General features: G+C 72.2%; 14 protein-coding genes and 1 pseudogene. 6 read left to right on the forward strand and 9 right to left on the reverse strand.

Annotated elements, in window-relative coordinates; translation table 11 throughout:
- Positions 1-30 precede the first annotated feature (30 nt).
- Positions 31-1,485: a PLP-dependent aminotransferase family protein gene (locus OG562_RS09415; RefSeq protein WP_266395819.1), complete on the forward strand. Its 1,455-nt coding sequence runs from the start codon at positions 31-33 to the stop codon at positions 1,483-1,485.
- A 181-nt stretch (positions 1,486-1,666) separates the two neighbouring features.
- On the opposite strand, the gene OG562_RS09420 is transcribed toward OG562_RS09415, so the two are convergent.
- The 3 genes from OG562_RS09420 to OG562_RS09430 form a co-directional block, all read right to left on the reverse strand.
- Positions 1,667-2,479 carry an SAM-dependent methyltransferase gene (locus tag OG562_RS09420; RefSeq protein WP_266395821.1) on the reverse strand — a complete coding sequence of 271 codons (813 nt, stop codon included), beginning with the start codon at positions 2,477-2,479 and terminating at the stop codon, positions 1,667-1,669.
- Between the two features lie 122 nt (positions 2,480-2,601).
- Positions 2,602-2,856, reverse strand: a complete 255-nt coding sequence (locus tag OG562_RS09425; RefSeq protein WP_057580268.1) for a DUF397 domain-containing protein — start codon at positions 2,854-2,856, stop codon at positions 2,602-2,604.
- Positions 2,857-3,717 carry a helix-turn-helix transcriptional regulator gene (locus OG562_RS09430; protein ID WP_266395823.1) on the reverse strand — a complete coding sequence of 287 codons (861 nt, stop codon included), beginning with the start codon at positions 3,715-3,717 and terminating at the stop codon, positions 2,857-2,859. It abuts the gene before it with no gap.
- 242 nt (positions 3,718-3,959) lie between these two features.
- Between OG562_RS09430 and OG562_RS09435 the strand changes: the two are divergent.
- The 3 genes and pseudogenes from OG562_RS09435 to OG562_RS09445 all read left to right on the forward strand — a co-directional run.
- Positions 3,960-4,691: pseudogene (locus OG562_RS09435) on the forward strand (ATP-binding protein); the annotation flags it as partial.
- A gap of 593 nt (positions 4,692-5,284) precedes the next feature.
- Positions 5,285-5,725 (forward strand): hypothetical protein, encoded by a 441-nt coding sequence (locus tag OG562_RS09440; RefSeq protein ID WP_266395824.1) that lies wholly within the window; start codon positions 5,285-5,287, stop codon positions 5,723-5,725.
- Positions 5,726-6,064: 339 nt separating this feature from the next.
- Entirely contained in the window at positions 6,065-7,927 is a 1,863-nt protein-coding gene (locus tag OG562_RS09445) for an ABC transporter ATP-binding protein (protein ID WP_266409127.1), read from the forward strand.
- Positions 7,928-7,931: 4 nt separating this feature from the next.
- On the opposite strand, the gene OG562_RS09450 is transcribed toward OG562_RS09445, so the two are convergent.
- Positions 7,932-8,108, reverse strand: a complete 177-nt coding sequence (locus OG562_RS09450; protein WP_266395825.1) for a hypothetical protein — start codon at positions 8,106-8,108, stop codon at positions 7,932-7,934.
- 397 nt (positions 8,109-8,505) lie between these two features.
- Between OG562_RS09450 and OG562_RS09455 the strand changes: the two genes are divergently transcribed.
- Entirely contained in the window at positions 8,506-9,456 is a 951-nt protein-coding gene (locus tag OG562_RS09455) for an endonuclease/exonuclease/phosphatase family protein (RefSeq protein ID WP_266395826.1), read from the forward strand.
- A 12-nt stretch (positions 9,457-9,468) separates the two neighbouring features.
- Here the strand turns inward: OG562_RS09455 and OG562_RS09460 are convergent, their stop codons facing one another.
- From OG562_RS09460 to OG562_RS09480, 5 genes are all read right to left on the reverse strand, one after another.
- Positions 9,469-11,361, reverse strand: coding sequence for an FUSC family protein (locus tag OG562_RS09460; RefSeq protein ID WP_266395827.1), 1,893 nt, complete (start codon positions 11,359-11,361; stop codon positions 9,469-9,471).
- A 410-nt stretch (positions 11,362-11,771) separates the two neighbouring features.
- On the reverse strand, positions 11,772-12,545 hold the full coding sequence (locus tag OG562_RS09465; protein ID WP_266395828.1) for a nucleotidyltransferase family protein: 774 nt from the start codon (positions 12,543-12,545) through the stop codon (positions 11,772-11,774).
- A gap of 197 nt (positions 12,546-12,742) precedes the next feature.
- Positions 12,743-13,123, reverse strand: a complete 381-nt coding sequence (locus tag OG562_RS09470) for a hypothetical protein (RefSeq protein WP_266395830.1) — start codon at positions 13,121-13,123, stop codon at positions 12,743-12,745.
- A gap of 128 nt (positions 13,124-13,251) precedes the next feature.
- Positions 13,252-13,974, reverse strand: coding sequence for an aspartate/glutamate racemase family protein (locus OG562_RS09475; RefSeq protein WP_266409130.1), 723 nt, complete (start codon positions 13,972-13,974; stop codon positions 13,252-13,254).
- A gap of 23 nt (positions 13,975-13,997) precedes the next feature.
- Positions 13,998-15,476, reverse strand: coding sequence for an NCS1 family nucleobase:cation symporter-1 (locus OG562_RS09480; protein WP_266395831.1), 1,479 nt, complete (start codon positions 15,474-15,476; stop codon positions 13,998-14,000).
- Between the two features lie 162 nt (positions 15,477-15,638).
- Between OG562_RS09480 and OG562_RS09485 the strand changes: the two genes are divergently transcribed.
- On the forward strand, positions 15,639-16,316 hold the full coding sequence (locus OG562_RS09485; RefSeq protein ID WP_266395833.1) for a GntR family transcriptional regulator: 678 nt from the start codon (positions 15,639-15,641) through the stop codon (positions 16,314-16,316).
- The last annotated feature ends 35 nt before the right edge of the window (positions 16,317-16,351 follow it).

Raw genomic sequence — 16,351 nt, forward strand, 5'->3', positions numbered from 1 at the left:
CCTGAAAGACCCCCTGTAGGGTGCATTTCCATGGTGGAATCGTGGGTCAATTCCGCGGAGCGGATCGGTGTCGATCTGCATCTGGAGCGTCTGGAGCTGTCTGGACCCGGGGGGCGTCGGGCCGCGCTCATCCGGGCGTTGCGGGAGGCGGTGCGCGACGGGCGGCTCGCTGCGGGTACGCGACTGCCGCCGTACCGGTCGCTCGCCGCCGACCTCAGCGTCGCCCGCAACACGGTCGCCGACGCGTACGCCGAACTCGTCGCGGAGGGCTGGCTGACCGCCCGTCAAGGCTCTGGTACACGGGTCGCCGAGCGGGCCGAACCGCTGCGCCCCGCCGACCGTGTCCCCGTAAAGGCGCCTCTACGCGCGCGTGGCCCGCTGCATGACCTGAGGCAGGGCACTCCGGACGCGTCGGCGTTCCCTCGGGCGGCCTGGCTGGCCTCCTACCGGCGGGCTCTGCAGCAGGCGCCGAACGAGGTGTTCGGGCCGGGCGACCCGGCCGGGCGCCGTGAACTGCGCGAGGCGCTGACCGAGTATCTGGCACGCGTGCGTGGGGTGCGCACCGAGCCGGAGCGGATCGTGATCTGTTCGGGCGTCGCCCATGCGCTGCGGCTGCTGTTCGGCCAGGGCCTGGCCGGCGGTGGAACGTCTGGCGTACTGAGCGGTCCGCTCGCTGTGGAGGCGTACGGGCTGGGTTTCCACCGTGAGCTGCTGACGGCCGCGGGGGTGCGGACGCGTCCGCTGCCTCTGGACGAGGAGGGGGCGTGCGTCGAGCGGTTGGGGCGTGAGCGGGCCGTGCTGCTCACGCCCGCGCACCAGTTCCCGACCGGTGGTCCGCTGCACGCGTCCCGCAGGACCGCCGTGATCGACTGGGCACGCGCGCGTGGCGCGGTGGTGCTGGAGGACGACTACGACGGGGAGTTCCGCTACGACCGCAAGCCCGTCGGCGCCGTCCAGGGACTCGACCCCGAGCGGGTGATCTACCTGGGCTCGGTCAGCAAGAGTCTGTCGCCGGCGCTGCGGCTGGGGTGGATGGTGCTGCCGGAGCGGTACGTCGGTGGCGTCCTCGCGGCCAAGGGCGAGCGGGAGGCGTGGGCGAGCGTCCCTGACCAGCTGGGGCTGGCCGACTTCCTCGTGTCCGGGGCGTACGACCGTCACGTACGGCGGATGCGGCAGCGCTACCGGGGTCGGCGGGACCGGTTGGTCGGGGTGTTGGCCGCGCAGGCACCGCACATCGAGGTCACCGGGGTCGCGGCCGGGCTGCACGCGGTGCTGCGGCTGCCGCCGGGCACCGAGCGGTCCGCGGTCAAGGCGGCGGTCTGGCACGGGGTGGCGCTGGACGGGCTCGCGGAGTTCCGGCATCCGCAGGCGCGGGAGGCGGACATGGCGGTGGGCGACGGGCTCGTGGTCGGTTACGCGACGCCGTCGGAGCACGCTTACGGGGCGGCGCTGGAGGCGCTGTGCGCCGTACTGCCACCGCGGTAGGCCGTCGCGGTAGGCCACAGCGGTGACAGCGGTGGGGGCCGCAGCGGTGGGCCGCCGCGCGTCCCCGTACGGCCGATATACGGCGGTGCTCGGCGTCCGGTGTCGTCGCACAAGCACCGTGGGCCGCCCCCGGACAAGGGGCGGCCCACAGCACCTGTGATCCCGGCTTGCGGCTCGCGGCTTACGGCTTACGCCCCACCGCCCCGTAGCCCGGGATGACGCCGTCGTCCTGTCCGGGGACCGGTTCGCCGAGTTCGGGGTGCCAGTCGGGCACCACCGTGACTCCCGGTTCGACCAGGTCGAGGCCGTCGAAGAAGCTGGCTATCTCCTCGCGGGAGCGCAGGGCGAGGGTGACGCCCGCGGCCTTGAGCTTCTCCGTGGCCGCCGCGGACTCCTCCGGGGAGAAGTCGGCGGTGGCGTGGGTCATCGTCAGGTAGCTGCCCGAGGGGAGTTCGGCGAGCAGCCGGCCGACGAGTTCGTGCGCGCCGTCCTCGTCGGAGACGAAGTGCAGCAGGGCGACGAGTGACAGGGCCACCGGCCGGTCGAAGTCCAGGATCTTCCTGGCCCCCTCGACGATGGCGGCCGGGTCGCGGACGTCCGCCTGCAGGTACTCCGTGACGCCCTCGGGCGTGCTGCGCAGCAGGGCGGCCGCGTGGGCCAGGACGATCGGGTCGTTGTCGCAGTAGACCACGCGCGCGTGGGGCTCGATCTGCTGGGCGACCTGATGCAGGTTGGGCTCGGTGGGGATGCCCGTGCCGATGTCCAGGAACTGCTGGACACCGTTGTCGGCGAGCCAGCGGGTCGCCCGGTGCATGAAGGCGCGGTTGACTCGTGCCATCACCGGTACGCGTGGGTCGAGGGCGAGCATCTGGCGGCCCATGGCCTCGTCGACGGGGTAGTTGTCCTTGCCGCCGAGGTACCAGTCGTACATGCGTGCGGGATGGGGCTTGCTGGTGTCGATCTCGACGGCGGGTGCGGAGTCCAGCCCGGTCATGAAGCACTCCGTAAGACGCAAGAGTTAATCAATTCAGCACCAAATTAAGGAAGTTGAGCGAGAGAAGGGCAAGGGGAGGGGAGGGCAAGGGGAAGACGGTCGCCCCAGGAGGGACGGTCACCTCATGACAGCAGGAAGTCCGCCTCCCCCGCCTTGGCCCCCTCGATGAAGGCCGTCATCTCGTCGGTGGTGTAGATCAGCGCCGGACCGTCCGGGTCGGTGGACTGGCGGACGGCGATCCGGCCGTCGGCGAGCTTCATCGCCTCCAGGCAGTTCCCGCCGTTGCCGCCGCTCCACGGCTTGTGCCAGCCTTCGCTGCCCAAGTCCCGCGCGGGCATGCCGTTGTAGACCCGTTTGCGCGGCTTGATGCGATCCATTCACAGCTCCTTGCGGAAATCCCGGAGGATCTCCTTCGTGCGATGTGCAGTAGCGGACTGTGCCGCCATGCGGTCCATGACCTCCAGGTGGCTTGCCACCTCGGTGCGCGCGTCGAGATAGACGGCGCCGGTCAGGTACTCGCTGTAGACCATGTCCGGAAGTTCGGGCATGGCGAATCGGAACAGCACGAAGGGTCCGTACGTGCCGGGGTGCGGCCCCGAGGAGAAGGGGGCGACCTGCAGCGTCACGTTGGGCAGGTTCGTGGCTTCGAGCAGTTTGTCGATCTGCGCGCGCATCACCTCCGGGCCGCCCGCCGGGCGGCGCAGCACGGTCTCGTCCATCACGACCCACAACCGGGGCGCGTCGGGACGAGTGAGCAGTTCCTGGCGTTGCATGCGTAGGTCGACGAGGCGCTCGATGTCCTCGGGCCGGGTCTGGCCGATGGCGCCGGACTTCAGGACTCCTCGCGCGTAGTCCTCGGTCTGGAGCAGGCCGGGGACGAAGTGGGGCTCGTACTGGCGGATCAGGGCGGCGGCGCCCTCCAGGCTGACGTGCATGGAGAACCAGCCGGGCAGGACGTCGTGGAACCGCTGCCACCAGCCGGGCCTGTTGGCGTCCTCGGCGAGCTGGACGAAGCCCTCGGCCTCCTCGTCGGTGACGCCGTAGGCCTTCAGCAGCAGCTGGAGGTACGGGATCTTGAGGGATACCTCGGCCATCTCCATACGGCGGACCGTGGCGGGGGCGACGCGGAGGATGCGGGCGGCTTCCTCACGCTTGAGCCCGGCGCGTTCCCGCAGGTCCAGCAGGCGCCGACCGAGGACCACCTGTCCCACCGTCGGCGCGGACCGCGGTTCGCTCACGCTCCACCTCCCCGAAGAGCCCGGCCGGCCGGTCGTCCGGGCCACGCTGGGCCCCGACCGGCGGGTCACGAAAGGAATCCTGACAGCCCTACGGCGCCACTCGAAGACCCATTCGAAGATCTGTACGAATACGTACGGATCGTCGGTGATCCCGGATTGGCGCCGTTCAACGTGCTGTTGCGAGCAGTGTGCCACGGCCCTTCACCGCGTCACACAGCACTCTGCATTTTTCAGAGTGACACTTGCCAAGTGTTCACGGCGGGGCGATAGTGGCAAGCGTGATTCCGTCCGCGCCCTTAGGAACAGACGCCGCCGCAGGCCGCCCCCAGGGTCTCGGTGCCGGTGGGGGTACCCCCGCTCGAGCGCATTCGAGAGTGGGGGAGGGAGCAGGCCTCGACCAGGCCGCTGCCGAGCGCCGGTTCCGATTCGAACTGGCCGCACATCCGGGTTCTCCCGCCCAGGCCAGACGCCTGGTCAGGGCTCGGCTGAGCGGTTGGTCGGTGTGCGAGGACACCTGCGACACGGCTGCCCTGGTCATATCCGAGCTGGTCACCAACGCGATCGTGCACACCGCGAGCAGCGTCGTCGTCTGCGAGCTGCACGACGGCGACGACGTGGTGCGCATAGCCGTGCGCGACGAGGGCTGCGCGCCGGGCGAGCCGCATCCCTCCCCGCAGCGCCCTGAAGAGGAGCACGGGAGGGGCCTGCTCCTCGTCGAGGCCCTCTGTCACGCCTGGGGCGCCCAGGAGCACGGGCCCGGCCTGCTGGTCTGGGCCGACCTGCCCCGCCAGGCCGAGGCGCCACGTGAAGAAACGGTGCGGCACTCCGGCCTGTCCGGGTCCGACGCCGAACCGACCGAGCCCGACGCCTCCTTGGTCAAGCCCCGCACCGACCTCGCCGCGCCGTCCAACGACCTCGGCTGGGGCGCCCGTCCGAAGCCTGGTCCGGCGGACGACTCGGGGGACGAGGCCGAGCCCGCGGAACAGGCCCACCGGCCCGCGCAGACCCCTCGACCCGAACAGGCGCACATCCCTGAGCAGGCGCACCTTCCCGAACAGGCGCACGGGCCCGAACAGACCCCTCGGCCCGAGCGAGCGCACCGGGAGCGCCGAGTGCGCCCGGACGGGCAGACCCACCGGCCCGACCAGACGCACCACGACGCCCCCATACGCCCGGACACGACCGACACTCGCCGGGAGTTGACCGCCGTCCGCCCGGAGTCGACCGGTGTACGCACGGAGTTGACCGGCACCCGCCCGGAGACCACCGGCGCACGCCCAGAAGCGACCAGGACCCGCCCGGACACGACCGGCATACGTTCCGAAGTGACGGGCATACGCCCGGAAGTGACCGCTCTACACCCGGACGCGACCGGCTCGGCCGTACGACGTCCCTACCTCGCCCCCGACGGCCTGGTCCCCCGCGTCTCCCCGCAGTGGCATCGGGCGGCCCCGGACCACGACGGCCGCACGACCGCCCGCTCCACGACCGTCGACGGCGAGTCGTCCGCCTGGCGGGCGCACCCCGGAACGGAAACCACGGGACCCACGGGGAACCGGGGCAGAACATGAGCCCCGCGCCCGGCCGGAGTCCGGTGCTCAACCTCGACACACTCGTCCGTCTGCGGCGCGGCCTGGGCAACGCCCCGGCGCCGCTGCGCCGGCTGAGCCTGCCCGACGGCATGACGGCCCCGCTGGGCTGTGACGCCGTGGCCGTCCCGGCCGGGATCGGCCCGCTGCTCATGCCCCGGCTGCCACGCGTGGGCTGCGTCTACTCCGACGAGACGCACTGGTGGTGGATCGTCCCGTCCGACTCCGACTACGCCCTGGAGTGGCCGGCCCCCGCGCGCTACGCGACGGGCGCGATCGTCCCGGACGCCTTGCACGCCCCCGGCCTCATCCACCGACCGGACGGCACGCTCCCGTACACCCCGCCGATCCCCCTCTATCTGACGCTGTGCCGCATCACGGGCACGACGCCCGCCTGGTCACGGCCCATCAGCGCGTAGGGCCGCTGCCGAAATCCGGCCCGCTTCCCTACGGCACCCCCGTCCCCGGCGCACGCCCGCGCGCACGTTCTTCCCTTCCTGCGCCCTGTCCTCATGCATCCCCTCCCGCGATAGTGGCCGTTCGTCCACGATCGGGGGAGGTCGACGGTGCGGAAGGTGCCGCAGCAGCAGAGCCCTGACCAGCACGGGCAGGACAGCGGGCAGGAGCGCGAGCACAAGCAGGAACCCGAGCGGGAACCTGAGGGGGAACCCGGGCAGGAGCCCAAGCAGGACCATGGTCATGAGCGTGATGTGTCCGAGTCGGAGCGGCTGCTCTTCGGCGGCCCTCTCCGTTACGACATGGGCTGGAACCAGCACCGGGACGCGTTCCTGGAGCTGAGCTTCCGCGCCATGGTGACCCGGCTGCCCTCGCTGCTCACCGCCAGCCTCCGGCTCGCCCGGGAGGCCGATCCGCAGGCGGCCAGGGTCGTGCTGTCCGCGGAGGTGGCCCGGGGCGCGGCACAGGCGGTGGGCCTGCTCGCGGTGAACTCCGTGCTGGGCCGGCTGATCGGCGGCGGCCCCATCGAGGACCGGCTGCGCGGGGCCGCTCCCGCGCTGGCCGCCATGGCCGTCGTACTCCTGGTCGGGGCGGTGTTGCGGGCCGCGTCGACATATGCCACCGGGCGGCTGGAGCCCAAGGTGGAGCGGGTGGCGACCGAGCTGTATCTGGAGCGGGCGGCGGCGGTCGAGCTCGCCGCGATCGAGGACCACGCCTTCCACAAGCTGCTGGACACCGCGCAGTACGGCGCCGCCTCGGCCCGCCGGATGATCATGTACGGCACGCGCGTGGTGAACGCGATGATCTCGCTGGTGGCGGCGGCCGGCGTGCTGACCGTGCTGCACCCGCTGCTGCTGCCCCTGCTGGTGACGATGACCCTGCCCAGCGCCTGGAGCGCCCTGACCAACGCCCGGCGCCGCTACGAGTCCTTCCACACCTGGGTGCAGCACGCGCGCGCGGGACATCTGATCGCGAGCCTGCTCACCGAGCCGGAGGCCGCCCCCGAGATCCGCGTCCACGGCGTCGGCCCCTTCCTGCTGCGGCACTTCCGCGCGATGTCGGAGACCGCGGAGGCGGAGCAGGCCCGGCTGGCCCGGCTCGCGGCGCGCACCGGGCTGATCGCGGCGACCTGGACGGGCCTGGCGACGGCGGCGACGTACGCCACGCTGGGCGGGCTGCTGCTGACCGGGACGATGGCGCTGGCGGTGGCGGGCACGGCCGTGATCGCGATCCGCAGCGGCTCCGCGAGCCTGAACACCCTGGTCCTGGAGGTCAACCAGCTGCACGAGGAAGCCCTGTTCGTGGGCGATCTCCAGCGCCTGTACGTGGAGGCGGCCGAACGGGCGATCCCGGTGGGCGGCGATGCCCTGCCGGAGGATCCGCGGGAGATCCGCTTCGAGAACGTCACCTTCGGCTATCCGGGGGAGTCGACCCGGCCCGCCCTGGACGACGTCACCCTGGCCCTCCCTCTCGGCCGGATCATCGCGCTCGTCGGCGAGAACGGCTCGGGCAAGACGACCTTGGTGAAGCTGCTGGCGGGGCTGTACAAGCCGGATCGCGGACGGATCCTGTGGGACGACGTGGACGCGGCGCAGGCGGACCGGGGTCAACTGGCCGAGCGGATCGCGATGCTGGCGCAGGACTTCAAGCGCTGGCCGTTCACGGCCCGGGTCAACGTCGCCGTCGGCCGGTCCTCCGCGCCGCTGACCGAGGAGCGGCTGGCCGCGTCGATCGCCGAGGCCGGCGCCGAGGAGGTGGTCGCGGACCTGCCGCGCGGCCTGGACACCCTGCTCGCCCGGCACTTCAGCGGCGGGCACGAGCTGTCGGGGGGCCAGTGGCAGCGCCTGGGCATCGCACGGGCCGCGTACCGGCGCGGGCGCATCCTGATCGTGGACGAGCCGACGGCGGCTCTGGACGCCCGGGCCGAGCTGGAGGTCTTCGAGAAGATCCGCGCGCTGGCCGACAGCGGCCAGACGGTCGTGCTGATCACCCACCGGCTGGCGTCGGTCCGGCACGCGGACCTGGTGCACGTCCTGGACCAGGGCCGGCTGGTGGAGTCCGGCACCCCCGACGAACTGCTGGCGGGCGGGGGCGTCTACGCCGAGCTGTACACGCTCCAGGCGGAGCAGTTCACCGCGCAAGGACCCCCGTCAAAGGTGGGTTGACCGCTCACTCGAGTGCGTCGCCGCCCCGGACGACCACCAGGAACGTGTCCGTCGCAAGGTCCATGACGACCTCGGCGGCCAGACCCTCCATGCGCCGCGCGTGCGCGAACTCCTCCGCCGGCCACGATCCGCGCGGCCCACCCGCGGGAAAGCGTTCGAGCACGGTTCGCCCGTTCACCATCTCGCACACCTCCGATAAGCGTCGTGCTTGTAGGAGTTAACGCTCCTGAGAGGCCCGACGCCTCGCCCGGTGACGGTACTGAGACGTAGTCGACACGGGGCCGGCGCGGAATGTGAGCATTCCGTCACCTTCCGCTCATACGACGCACCCTCCGTGTCAGAGAACGCACCCTTCGTGTCAGCACGCGTGCTCGTCCTCCGCGTTCCGGGTGTCGTACTCCTGCTCCTGTCTTCAGGCGTCAGGCGTCAGGCGTCAGGCGTCAGAAGGAGTCACTGCGTCGACGTACGACGATGTCGTGCCCCCGGGTGAGCCGTGGCCCGCATCTCGTCCCGGACCTGTCGCGGAGCCCGGCCGAGCGGGCACCCTGGGCCACGACGCCTCCTGGAGGGAGCCCGGCATGCTCCTCGGCACCTGGAACCTCGAGAACCTGTACCGGCCCGGCGGACCGTACGGCCCGCAGGACAAGGCCGCGTACGAGGCGAAGCTCGCCGCGCTCGCCGTCGTGGTCGCCGCGCTGGATCCCGGTGTGCTCGGTGTGCAGGAGGTCGGCGAGCCCGAGGCGCTGGCGGACCTGCTGGAGACGGTGGGCGGCGCCTGGCACACGGCGCTGTCGTCGCACCCCGACGGCCGGGGCATCCGGGTCGGCGTGGTCAGCCGTACGCCGCTGGAGGTGCTGGCCGACACGCGCGCGTTGCCGGCGAAGCTGCGCCCGGTGCAGTCGGACGACTCCGGGGCGACCGTGGAGGGGACGGGCCGCGGGTTCCTGGCGGTGGAGACGGTCACGGAGGCCGGGCCGCTGCGGGTGGCGGTGGCGCATCTGAAGTCGAAGCTGCTGACGTATCCGGGTGATCGTTTCTTCCCGCGCGACGAGGGCGAACGGGCCCGCTACGGCGCGTACGCCCTGTACCGCCGGGCCGCCGAGGCGACGGCGCTGCGCGCGCTCGCCGACGAGTTGCTGGCCGGCGACGGCCGGGAGCGGGACGTGGCGGTGCTGGGCGATCTGAACGACGAGGTGCAGGCGGCGACCACGCAGATCCTGCTCGGCCCGCCCGGCTCGGAGATCGGCACGCCCGGCTATCCCCAGGCCGACAAGGGCGACGCGGCCCGGCTGTGGGACGTCGCCCCGCTGATCCCCGCCGACCGGCGCTACTCGCGGATCGACTCGGGTCGCCGCGAGCTGATCGATCACGTCCTGGCCAGTCACCGCCTGGTCCACCGGGTGACGGCGGCGGGCACCGGGACCGGGACCGAGGAGGAGCTACGGCTCCCGTCGGTGGGCGCGGACCCGGCGGCGCGCCGGAGCGAGCCGGGGTCGGACCATGCGCCGGTGTGGGTGCGGATCGGTTGACGCCCGCCTGCGCTACCCGGCGATGGGCAGCGCCGGATCCGGAGTCGGCAGCCCCACCTTCTCGCGTGCTGCGGCGAGTTCGGCGAGGAGTTCGGCGAGCCGCTGCCGATGTCCCGGGGTGAGCCGGCCGGTGTCGTCGAGGTGGACGGCGCAGGCGGTGGTCGTGTCGACGAGCCGTTCCAGGATCGCGGCGACCTCGTCCGTGCCCTCCGTGTGCCGGGCGAGGGCGGGCAGTTCATGGGCGGAGAGGGCTATGGCGGTGCGGGCCTCGGCGAGGGTGCGGTAGGCCTCGCGGCGCAGGGTCCAGCGCTCGGCGCGGTCCTCGGAGCCCCCGGAACCGCCTGAGCCGTCGGAGCAACCGGAGCCGCCGGAGTTGTCAGCGTTATCAGCATTGTCAGTGGTGTCAGTGGTGTCAGTGGTGTCGGAGCCGTCGAGCACATGGGCGAGGTAGGCGTGCGCGGCGGCCTCGGCGGCGGCGAGCCGGGCGCGCACCTGGCCGCCGCGCTGCCCCGGCATCGGCAGATGTCCGACGATCAGCACGATCGCGCAGGCCAGCAGGGTTTCGACGATCCGGCTGGCGGAGGCCTGCGGTTCCCCGCCGACCATCACGAGGGACAGCACGAGGGCGGTGACGACGGCGGTCTGGGCGGCGAAGTGCCGGGTGGAGACGGGGACCAGCGCCCCGCAGACGGCGACCAGCGCCACGAGCCCCTCCGGCCTCGGCAGCACGGCGGCGAACCCGGCGAAGACGAGCGCCCCAAGCACGGTGCCCGCGGCCCGGGACAGCACCCGCGAGGCCAGGGGCCCGAGGTCGGGCTTGACCAGGAAGACGGCGGTGGCGGGCAGCCAGTACCAGTGCGTGTGCTGCCCGTACCAGTGGGAGTGGTGCAGGGCCTGCGCGATGCCGGCGCTGGCCCCGAAGGAGAGGGCGACCCGCAGCCCGTACTCGCGCCCGCCGGCTCCGAAGGCGGTCCGCAGCAAGGCCCTCGCACCCCTCCGCCGGGTGTGCAGATCGGTCGCGCTCCCCTGGTCGAAGGCGTCGGCGGCGTGCAGCAGGGCGTCGTCGAGGGCGCGCAGCGCGGGCGCGGACCGGGAGGGCGCGGGCAACGGCCCGGTGTGCGTGTTCTCGCGTACGGCGGCGGCGAGCCGTCGGGGTCCTTCGGCGGCGCGCCCGGAGACGGACTCCCCGGCCCAGGCGAGGGCGGTCGCGGCCTCGGCCAGCGGCAGGGCGGCGGCGTACTGGGCGTGCAGTCGCCGTTCGGTCGCGGAGCTGGCGAAGCGTCGCAGCCGGGGTCCGGCGAGGGCGTCCTGGGCGTGGTCGAGGGCGGCGGTGAGGGCGGCGCGGCGGGCGGTGGCGTGCTGGGTGCCTGCGGCGGCGAGCAGCGTGGCGACGGCGTCGTACACGCCGGCCACCGCGTCCCGCTCCCCGTCGAAGCGGAAGTCGCCGGTCAGCGAGCCGGGCGTGGGCAGCGCGAGCCGCAGCGCCAGCAGCCATCCGGCGCCGGCGAGGAAGGCGAGGGCCCGGGTCCAGCCGGCCTCCGGCGCCGGCATCCCGGCCCCGATCGCGGCGGCGACCAGCAGTTGCGTCCCGCCCCCGGAGGCGACGGGTCCGATGGCGCTCATCCCGCCGGCCAGCAGCCCGAGCCCGGTGAGCAGGGCCGTCAGCGCGACGGCTCCGACGTGGTCCCCGGCGTACGTCCCGACGAGCAGCCCGCCCGCCCCGGCGAGCGCGGGTGCCCCCAGCCGTTTGACGGCGGTCCGTCGGCTGCCGGGCCGGTCGTTGATCCCGGCGAGCATGGCGGCGATGGCGGCGATGACGCCGAGCGAGACACGGTCGGTGAGAACGGCCACGAGCAACAGGGGCCCCGCCGCCAGCGCGCCTCGCGTGACCGCGCTCCAGGGCACGGGCCCGCGCTGGGCGCGCAGGGCGTGGGCGAGCCAGGGCGGGAGTGCGGCGAGTGCGCGAACGTGAACGGGAGCGGGAACGGACGGCGCAGGGGGTGCAGGAGTGGAAGGGGGAGCGGGCGGGCGCGGGGACACGAAGCTCCTGTCGTGACGAGGGCGGGGTGTGCCTTCGGGCGACGGTGGCCGGGGCTGTGAGCTGTCGGCCACGAGCTGTCGGCTGGTTGCCATGGGCTGTCGGCTGTGGTGTCCACGGTACGGGGAGATCCTGGAGAGGGTGGGGCGGTTGGGTTTCGGCGAGGTGACACCGGGCTCGGAACCCGAGTTCTTTATGAACGCAACGCCGTCAGGGCTCCCTCATGGGTCCGTCATGGCTCCGTCCTGGCTCGTCATGGCTCCGTCCTGGCCCGTCCTCACCCCGCCCTGGCCCCGGTCACCGTCTCCTCGAAGAGCGCTCGGGCCCGTTCGAGGGCCTCGGCGACGGACCCGCTCCCGACGTCCGCGACGAGTTCGTCGACCCGTCTCAGCCCGGCCCGCTCCAGCAGCCGCTTCTCGTTCGTCACCCACTCGCCGCGCGCGGCGAGCACGGCATGCCCGGTCTGGGCGGCGGCGACGGCCAGCGCGCCGGCGGCCTCGGTGCGCCGCCCGTGGGGCGCGTGGCCGGCGACCGCGTAGGCGAGCGTCGCCCGCGCGGTGCCGTACCACCGTTCGCACGCGGCCTCGCGGAGCTTCTCGGGATACCCGGCCGGACGCGGCAACGGGCCGTGCAGCACCTGGTTGACCGCGAGCTCGGCGACGACGAGGTAACTCGGGATGCCGGCGAGGTGGAACATCAACGGCTCCACCCGGAACCGCCCCTGCTCCGCCTCCGCCAGTTCGTGCTCGACGACGTCGAGGTCCCGGTAGTGCACGTCGACGCGGCGGCCGTCGATCGTCAGCCAGGCCCCTCCGTTGAAGACCCCGCCGCCCCAGCCGCCGATCTCGGACGCCTCCCCCTCCCACCCGACGGCCCGGAGATCGTCGGGGTCGAAGGAGCCCCGGTAGTAGACGGCGAGGTCCCAGTCGCTGTCGGGGCGGTGGTGTCCCTGGGCCCGGGATCCGCCGAGGGCGACGGCCCGCACGCCGGGGAGAGCGGCCAGGCGGTCGGCGGTGGTCCGCAGGAAGGCGTGGTCGGGGGTGGCGGGCATGGGGCGGCTCCGATTCTGCGTTCGCCCGTTCGCCCGCTCGTCCGCTCACCCTCTTCGCCACTCCTCCGCTGCTCCACTTTTCCGCTGCTCCGCTGCTCCGGTGCTCCGGTGCTCCGGTGCTCCGGTGCTCCGGTGCTCCAGTGCTCCGGTGCTCCGGTGCTCCAGTGCTCCAGTGCTCCAGTGCTCCGGTGCTTCCCTCAGAAATCCCAGATGTTCTTGTGCCGGTGGCGGGTCGGAGGGTGGTCCAGTTCCTCGGCGGCGGTGAGGAGGTCGCCGGGCGGGGCGGCGCGCAGGTGCAGGAGGGCGGTCGCACGGAAGACGGACAGGGCGGCGCGCGCCCGGGACTCGTACGGGCCGTCGACGGTCTCGTTCAGGGTGCGGGGGAAGGTGTAGGCGCTGAAGGCACGCACCAGCGGGACGGGGGACGGACGGCGTCGTTCGCGTCGGGCGCGGCTCGACTCCTGCTCGCTGTAGCGGAGTTCGGTGAGGTGATGGCCGGTGAAGAGGATCGGACGGCAGCCGTCCGGGCAGTGGTGGGCGCGGTGGCGGGGGCGGATGTGATGGACGGTGCGGGACATGGCAGACCTCCAGGGGCGCGCCGGAGGGTCCGGCGCCGCCCGCTAGAAGTCCGCTGCCGTGAAACGGCCTCGATGCTTGCTGCGCATGGGAGAAAGCCTCGTGGGCGGTGTCCACGGCTGTCCAGTGGTTATCGAGGCTCCCCCGGCCCCCACGCCCTTCGCTTGGGCACCGGCTTCGCGAAGCTCCCCGTGCGGCTCGTCCGCAGTCCCATCCCGACCAGCGCCTCCGCCAGTTTCACCGCCGCGCCGACGCCGTCCACGACCGGCAGGCCCAGTTTCTCGCCCACCGCCCGTTGCAGTCCCGTCATCCCGGCGCACCCCAGGACCAGCACCTCGGCGCCCGCGTCCCGGGCCTGCTCGGCGGCCGCGAGGAAGGCCGCCTCCGTGCGGTCGGCGTCGCCCAGGTCGAGGACGCCGAGTCCGGTGCCGACGACGGCGGCGCAGTTGCGGCCCACTCCGGCCAGTTCCAGGCTGTCCTCGATCTGGCCGCAGGACCGTTCCAGCGTGGTGACGACCCCGTACCGGCGTCCGAGCAGACAGGCCAGGTGGGCCGCGGCCTCGGTGATGTCGACGACGGGTACGTCCACCAGCTCCCGGACGCCCTCGCGTCCGTGCTCGCCGAAGCCGGCCATGACCACGGCGTCGTAGGGCGGACCGTCGTAGGTGCGCAGCGTGTCCATGACGGCGGCGGCGGAGAGGTAGCTGTCGAGCCAGCTCTCCGCGGACTCGGGGCCCCAGGTGGGGGTCAGTCCGGTCACGGTGGTGCCCGGGCCTGCCGCGGCCCGGGCGCCTCGCACGATCTCCTCGGTCATCTCCTGCGTGGTGTTGCAGTTGGTGACGACGATCCGCACGTCCCGCACATGCCTCACGTCTCTCAGACCTCCAGGGGCTTCTCGACGGCGACCGCGGATCCGGCCGCGCGCTCGTCGCGGCACAGCAGCACGTACAGACCGGCCCCGAGGGCCGTCCCGATGAACCAGGAGTAAGGGGCCACGTCGCTGAAGGTCTTGACCAGCGCGAGCACGGCGGCGACCCCGGCGGAGGGGAGGAACGCCCACAGGGCCTTGGGGTTGACGCCCTTGCGGTAGTAGTAGGGGGCGCCGGGAGTCGCGTCGAACAGTTCGTCCACGTCGACGCGACCGCGCTTGACCCAGTAGTAGTCGACCATGATCACGCCGAACAGCGGGCCGAGGAAGGCGCCGAGGCCGCCGAGGAAGTACTGGACGACCGTGGGGTTGGAGAACAGGTTCCATGGGGTGACCACCAGGGCCGCCACCGTGCTGATCATGCCGCCGACCTTGAAGGTGATCTTCTGCGGCCAGACGTTGGCGAGGTCGTACGCCGGTGAGACGAAGTTGGCGACGATGTTGACGCCCATGGTCGCGACGGCGAAGGTGAGCGCGCCCAGGACGAGCACCCAGGTGTTGCCGACCTTGGCGACGAGCTCGGCCGGGTCGGTGATGGCCTCGCCGAACACCTCCAGCGAGCCGGCGGTGACGATCACGGAGACGACCACGAACGCCGTCGAGTTCAGGGGCAGGCCCCAGAAGTTGCCGCGTCGGACCGTCTTGTAGTCGGGGGCGAAGCGGGAGAAGTCGCAGAAGTTGAGCATCAGCGTGCCGTAGGTGGCGAGGATCAGGCCGATCGCGCCGAACCACTGCCGCCACTGCTCGCCGACGGAGACCGGGTGCGGGGTGCTGGTGAGCGAGATGGTCCAGCCGGCCTTGGACAGGACCCAGATCGCCAGGGCGATCATCACCAGCCAGATCGCCGGGCCGCAGAAGTCCTGGAACTTGCGCACCGACTCCATGCCCTGGCTGATGATCACCGCCTGGATCAGCCAGAGGGACAGGAAGGAGATCCAGCCGAGCGCGTCGAGGCCCAGGAACGAGTTGTGCGTCCAGGACTCCAGGCCGGGCCAGGCCGCCAGCAGCATCACGTTGACGGCGACGGAGGCGAGGTAGGTCTGGATGCCGTACCACATGATGGCGATCACGGCCCGGATCAGGGCCGGGATGTTGGCGCCCCAGACGCCGAAGCTGATGCGGCTGACCACGGGGAAGGGGACGCCGTGGCGCTGGCCGATCCTCCCCATCCAGTTCATGCCGATGTAGATGAGCACGAAGCCGACGAGGAGGGAGGTGAAGACCTGCCACACGTTCATGCCGAGGACCAGCAGGCCCGCGGCGAACGTGTAGTTGCCGAGGTTGTGGACGTCGGACATCCACATGGCGAAGAGGTCGAAGACCTTCCAGTTGCGCTTCCCGGCGGGCGCGAGGTCTTCGTTGGTGAGCCGGGGGTCGGGGACGAACGCTGGTGCGCCGGTGGCTTCGGCGCGGTCGGCGAGGGACACGGGGCCTCCATGGACGACGGGAGCGAGGGGGTGGCGGAGGGCTACTTTCCGGTCGTTTGGTATACCAAACTGCGGTCATGGTCCCGCCGTCAAGGGCTCTGACCGATGTCCGACCCGTTACGGCTCGGTAAAAGCCCCCTCGCGTCGGCGAAGATGGATCTCATGAGCTCCACGGCGAAGATCGAACCCCTCGGCGCGGTGCGCGAGCGCGTCCTGGCCACGCTGCGGCAGGACATCATCGCGGGCCGGCTGCGCCCCGGCGACCGGCTCGTCGAACGCGAGCTGGCCGAACGGTTCGGGGTCTCGCGGGTACCGGTCCGGGAGGCGATCCGGGCCCTGGTCTCCGACGGCTTCGTCCTCTTCGAGTCGGCGCGCCGCACCGTCGTACGCCGACTCACCCCCGACGACGTCAAGGAACTCTTCGAGCTGCGCGAGGCGTTGGAGGTGTACGCGGCGGGGCTGGCCGCGTCACGGGCGACCCCGGAGGCCCTCGCGGAGCTGCGGAAGCTCCTCGACCGGACGGCCACCGCGACCGCGGCCGGAGACGCCGAGACGATCACCGACGTCAACACCCGCTTCCATGACGGCATCCTGGCCATGGCGGGCAACAGCCTGCTGATCTCGGTGATGGAACCGGTCGACGGCCGACTGCGCTGGCTCACCCGCCAGAACGAGGAATGGCCCCAACTCCTCACCGAACACCAGGAGCTGTACGACGCCATCGCCTCCGGCGACCCCGACCGCGCCCGCGCCCACGCCTTGAGCCACGTCCAGGCCAACTACCGCTCCACCGTGCGGCACCTGTTCGAGTCCCCGTCCGAACGACCGACCTCTGCCTGACCGCTCGGACACGGCCGACCACTGCCTAGACTCTG

The organism is Streptomyces sp. NBC_01275, from assembly GCF_026340655.1.
Lineage (GTDB): Bacteria > Actinomycetota > Actinomycetes > Streptomycetales > Streptomycetaceae > Streptomyces.

Coding starts and splice junctions, on each gene's coding strand:
- OG562_RS09415 (WP_266395819.1), top strand. CDS start 31: ATGGTGGAATCGTGGGTCAATTCCGCGGAGCGGATCGGTGTCGATCTG.
- OG562_RS09420 (WP_266395821.1), bottom strand. CDS start 2,479: ATGACCGGGCTGGACTCCGCACCCGCCGTCGAGATCGACACCAGCAAG.
- OG562_RS09425 (WP_057580268.1), bottom strand. CDS start 2,856: ATGGATCGCATCAAGCCGCGCAAACGGGTCTACAACGGCATGCCCGCG.
- OG562_RS09440 (WP_266395824.1), top strand. CDS start 5,285: ATGAGCCCCGCGCCCGGCCGGAGTCCGGTGCTCAACCTCGACACACTC.
- OG562_RS09445 (WP_266409127.1), top strand. CDS start 6,065: ATGGGCTGGAACCAGCACCGGGACGCGTTCCTGGAGCTGAGCTTCCGC.
- OG562_RS09450 (WP_266395825.1), bottom strand. CDS start 8,108: ATGGTGAACGGGCGAACCGTGCTCGAACGCTTTCCCGCGGGTGGGCCG.
- OG562_RS09455 (WP_266395826.1), top strand. CDS start 8,506: ATGCTCCTCGGCACCTGGAACCTCGAGAACCTGTACCGGCCCGGCGGA.
- OG562_RS09465 (WP_266395828.1), bottom strand. CDS start 12,545: ATGCCCGCCACCCCCGACCACGCCTTCCTGCGGACCACCGCCGACCGC.
- OG562_RS09470 (WP_266395830.1), bottom strand. CDS start 13,123: ATGTCCCGCACCGTCCATCACATCCGCCCCCGCCACCGCGCCCACCAC.
- OG562_RS09485 (WP_266395833.1), top strand. CDS start 15,639: ATGAGCTCCACGGCGAAGATCGAACCCCTCGGCGCGGTGCGCGAGCGC.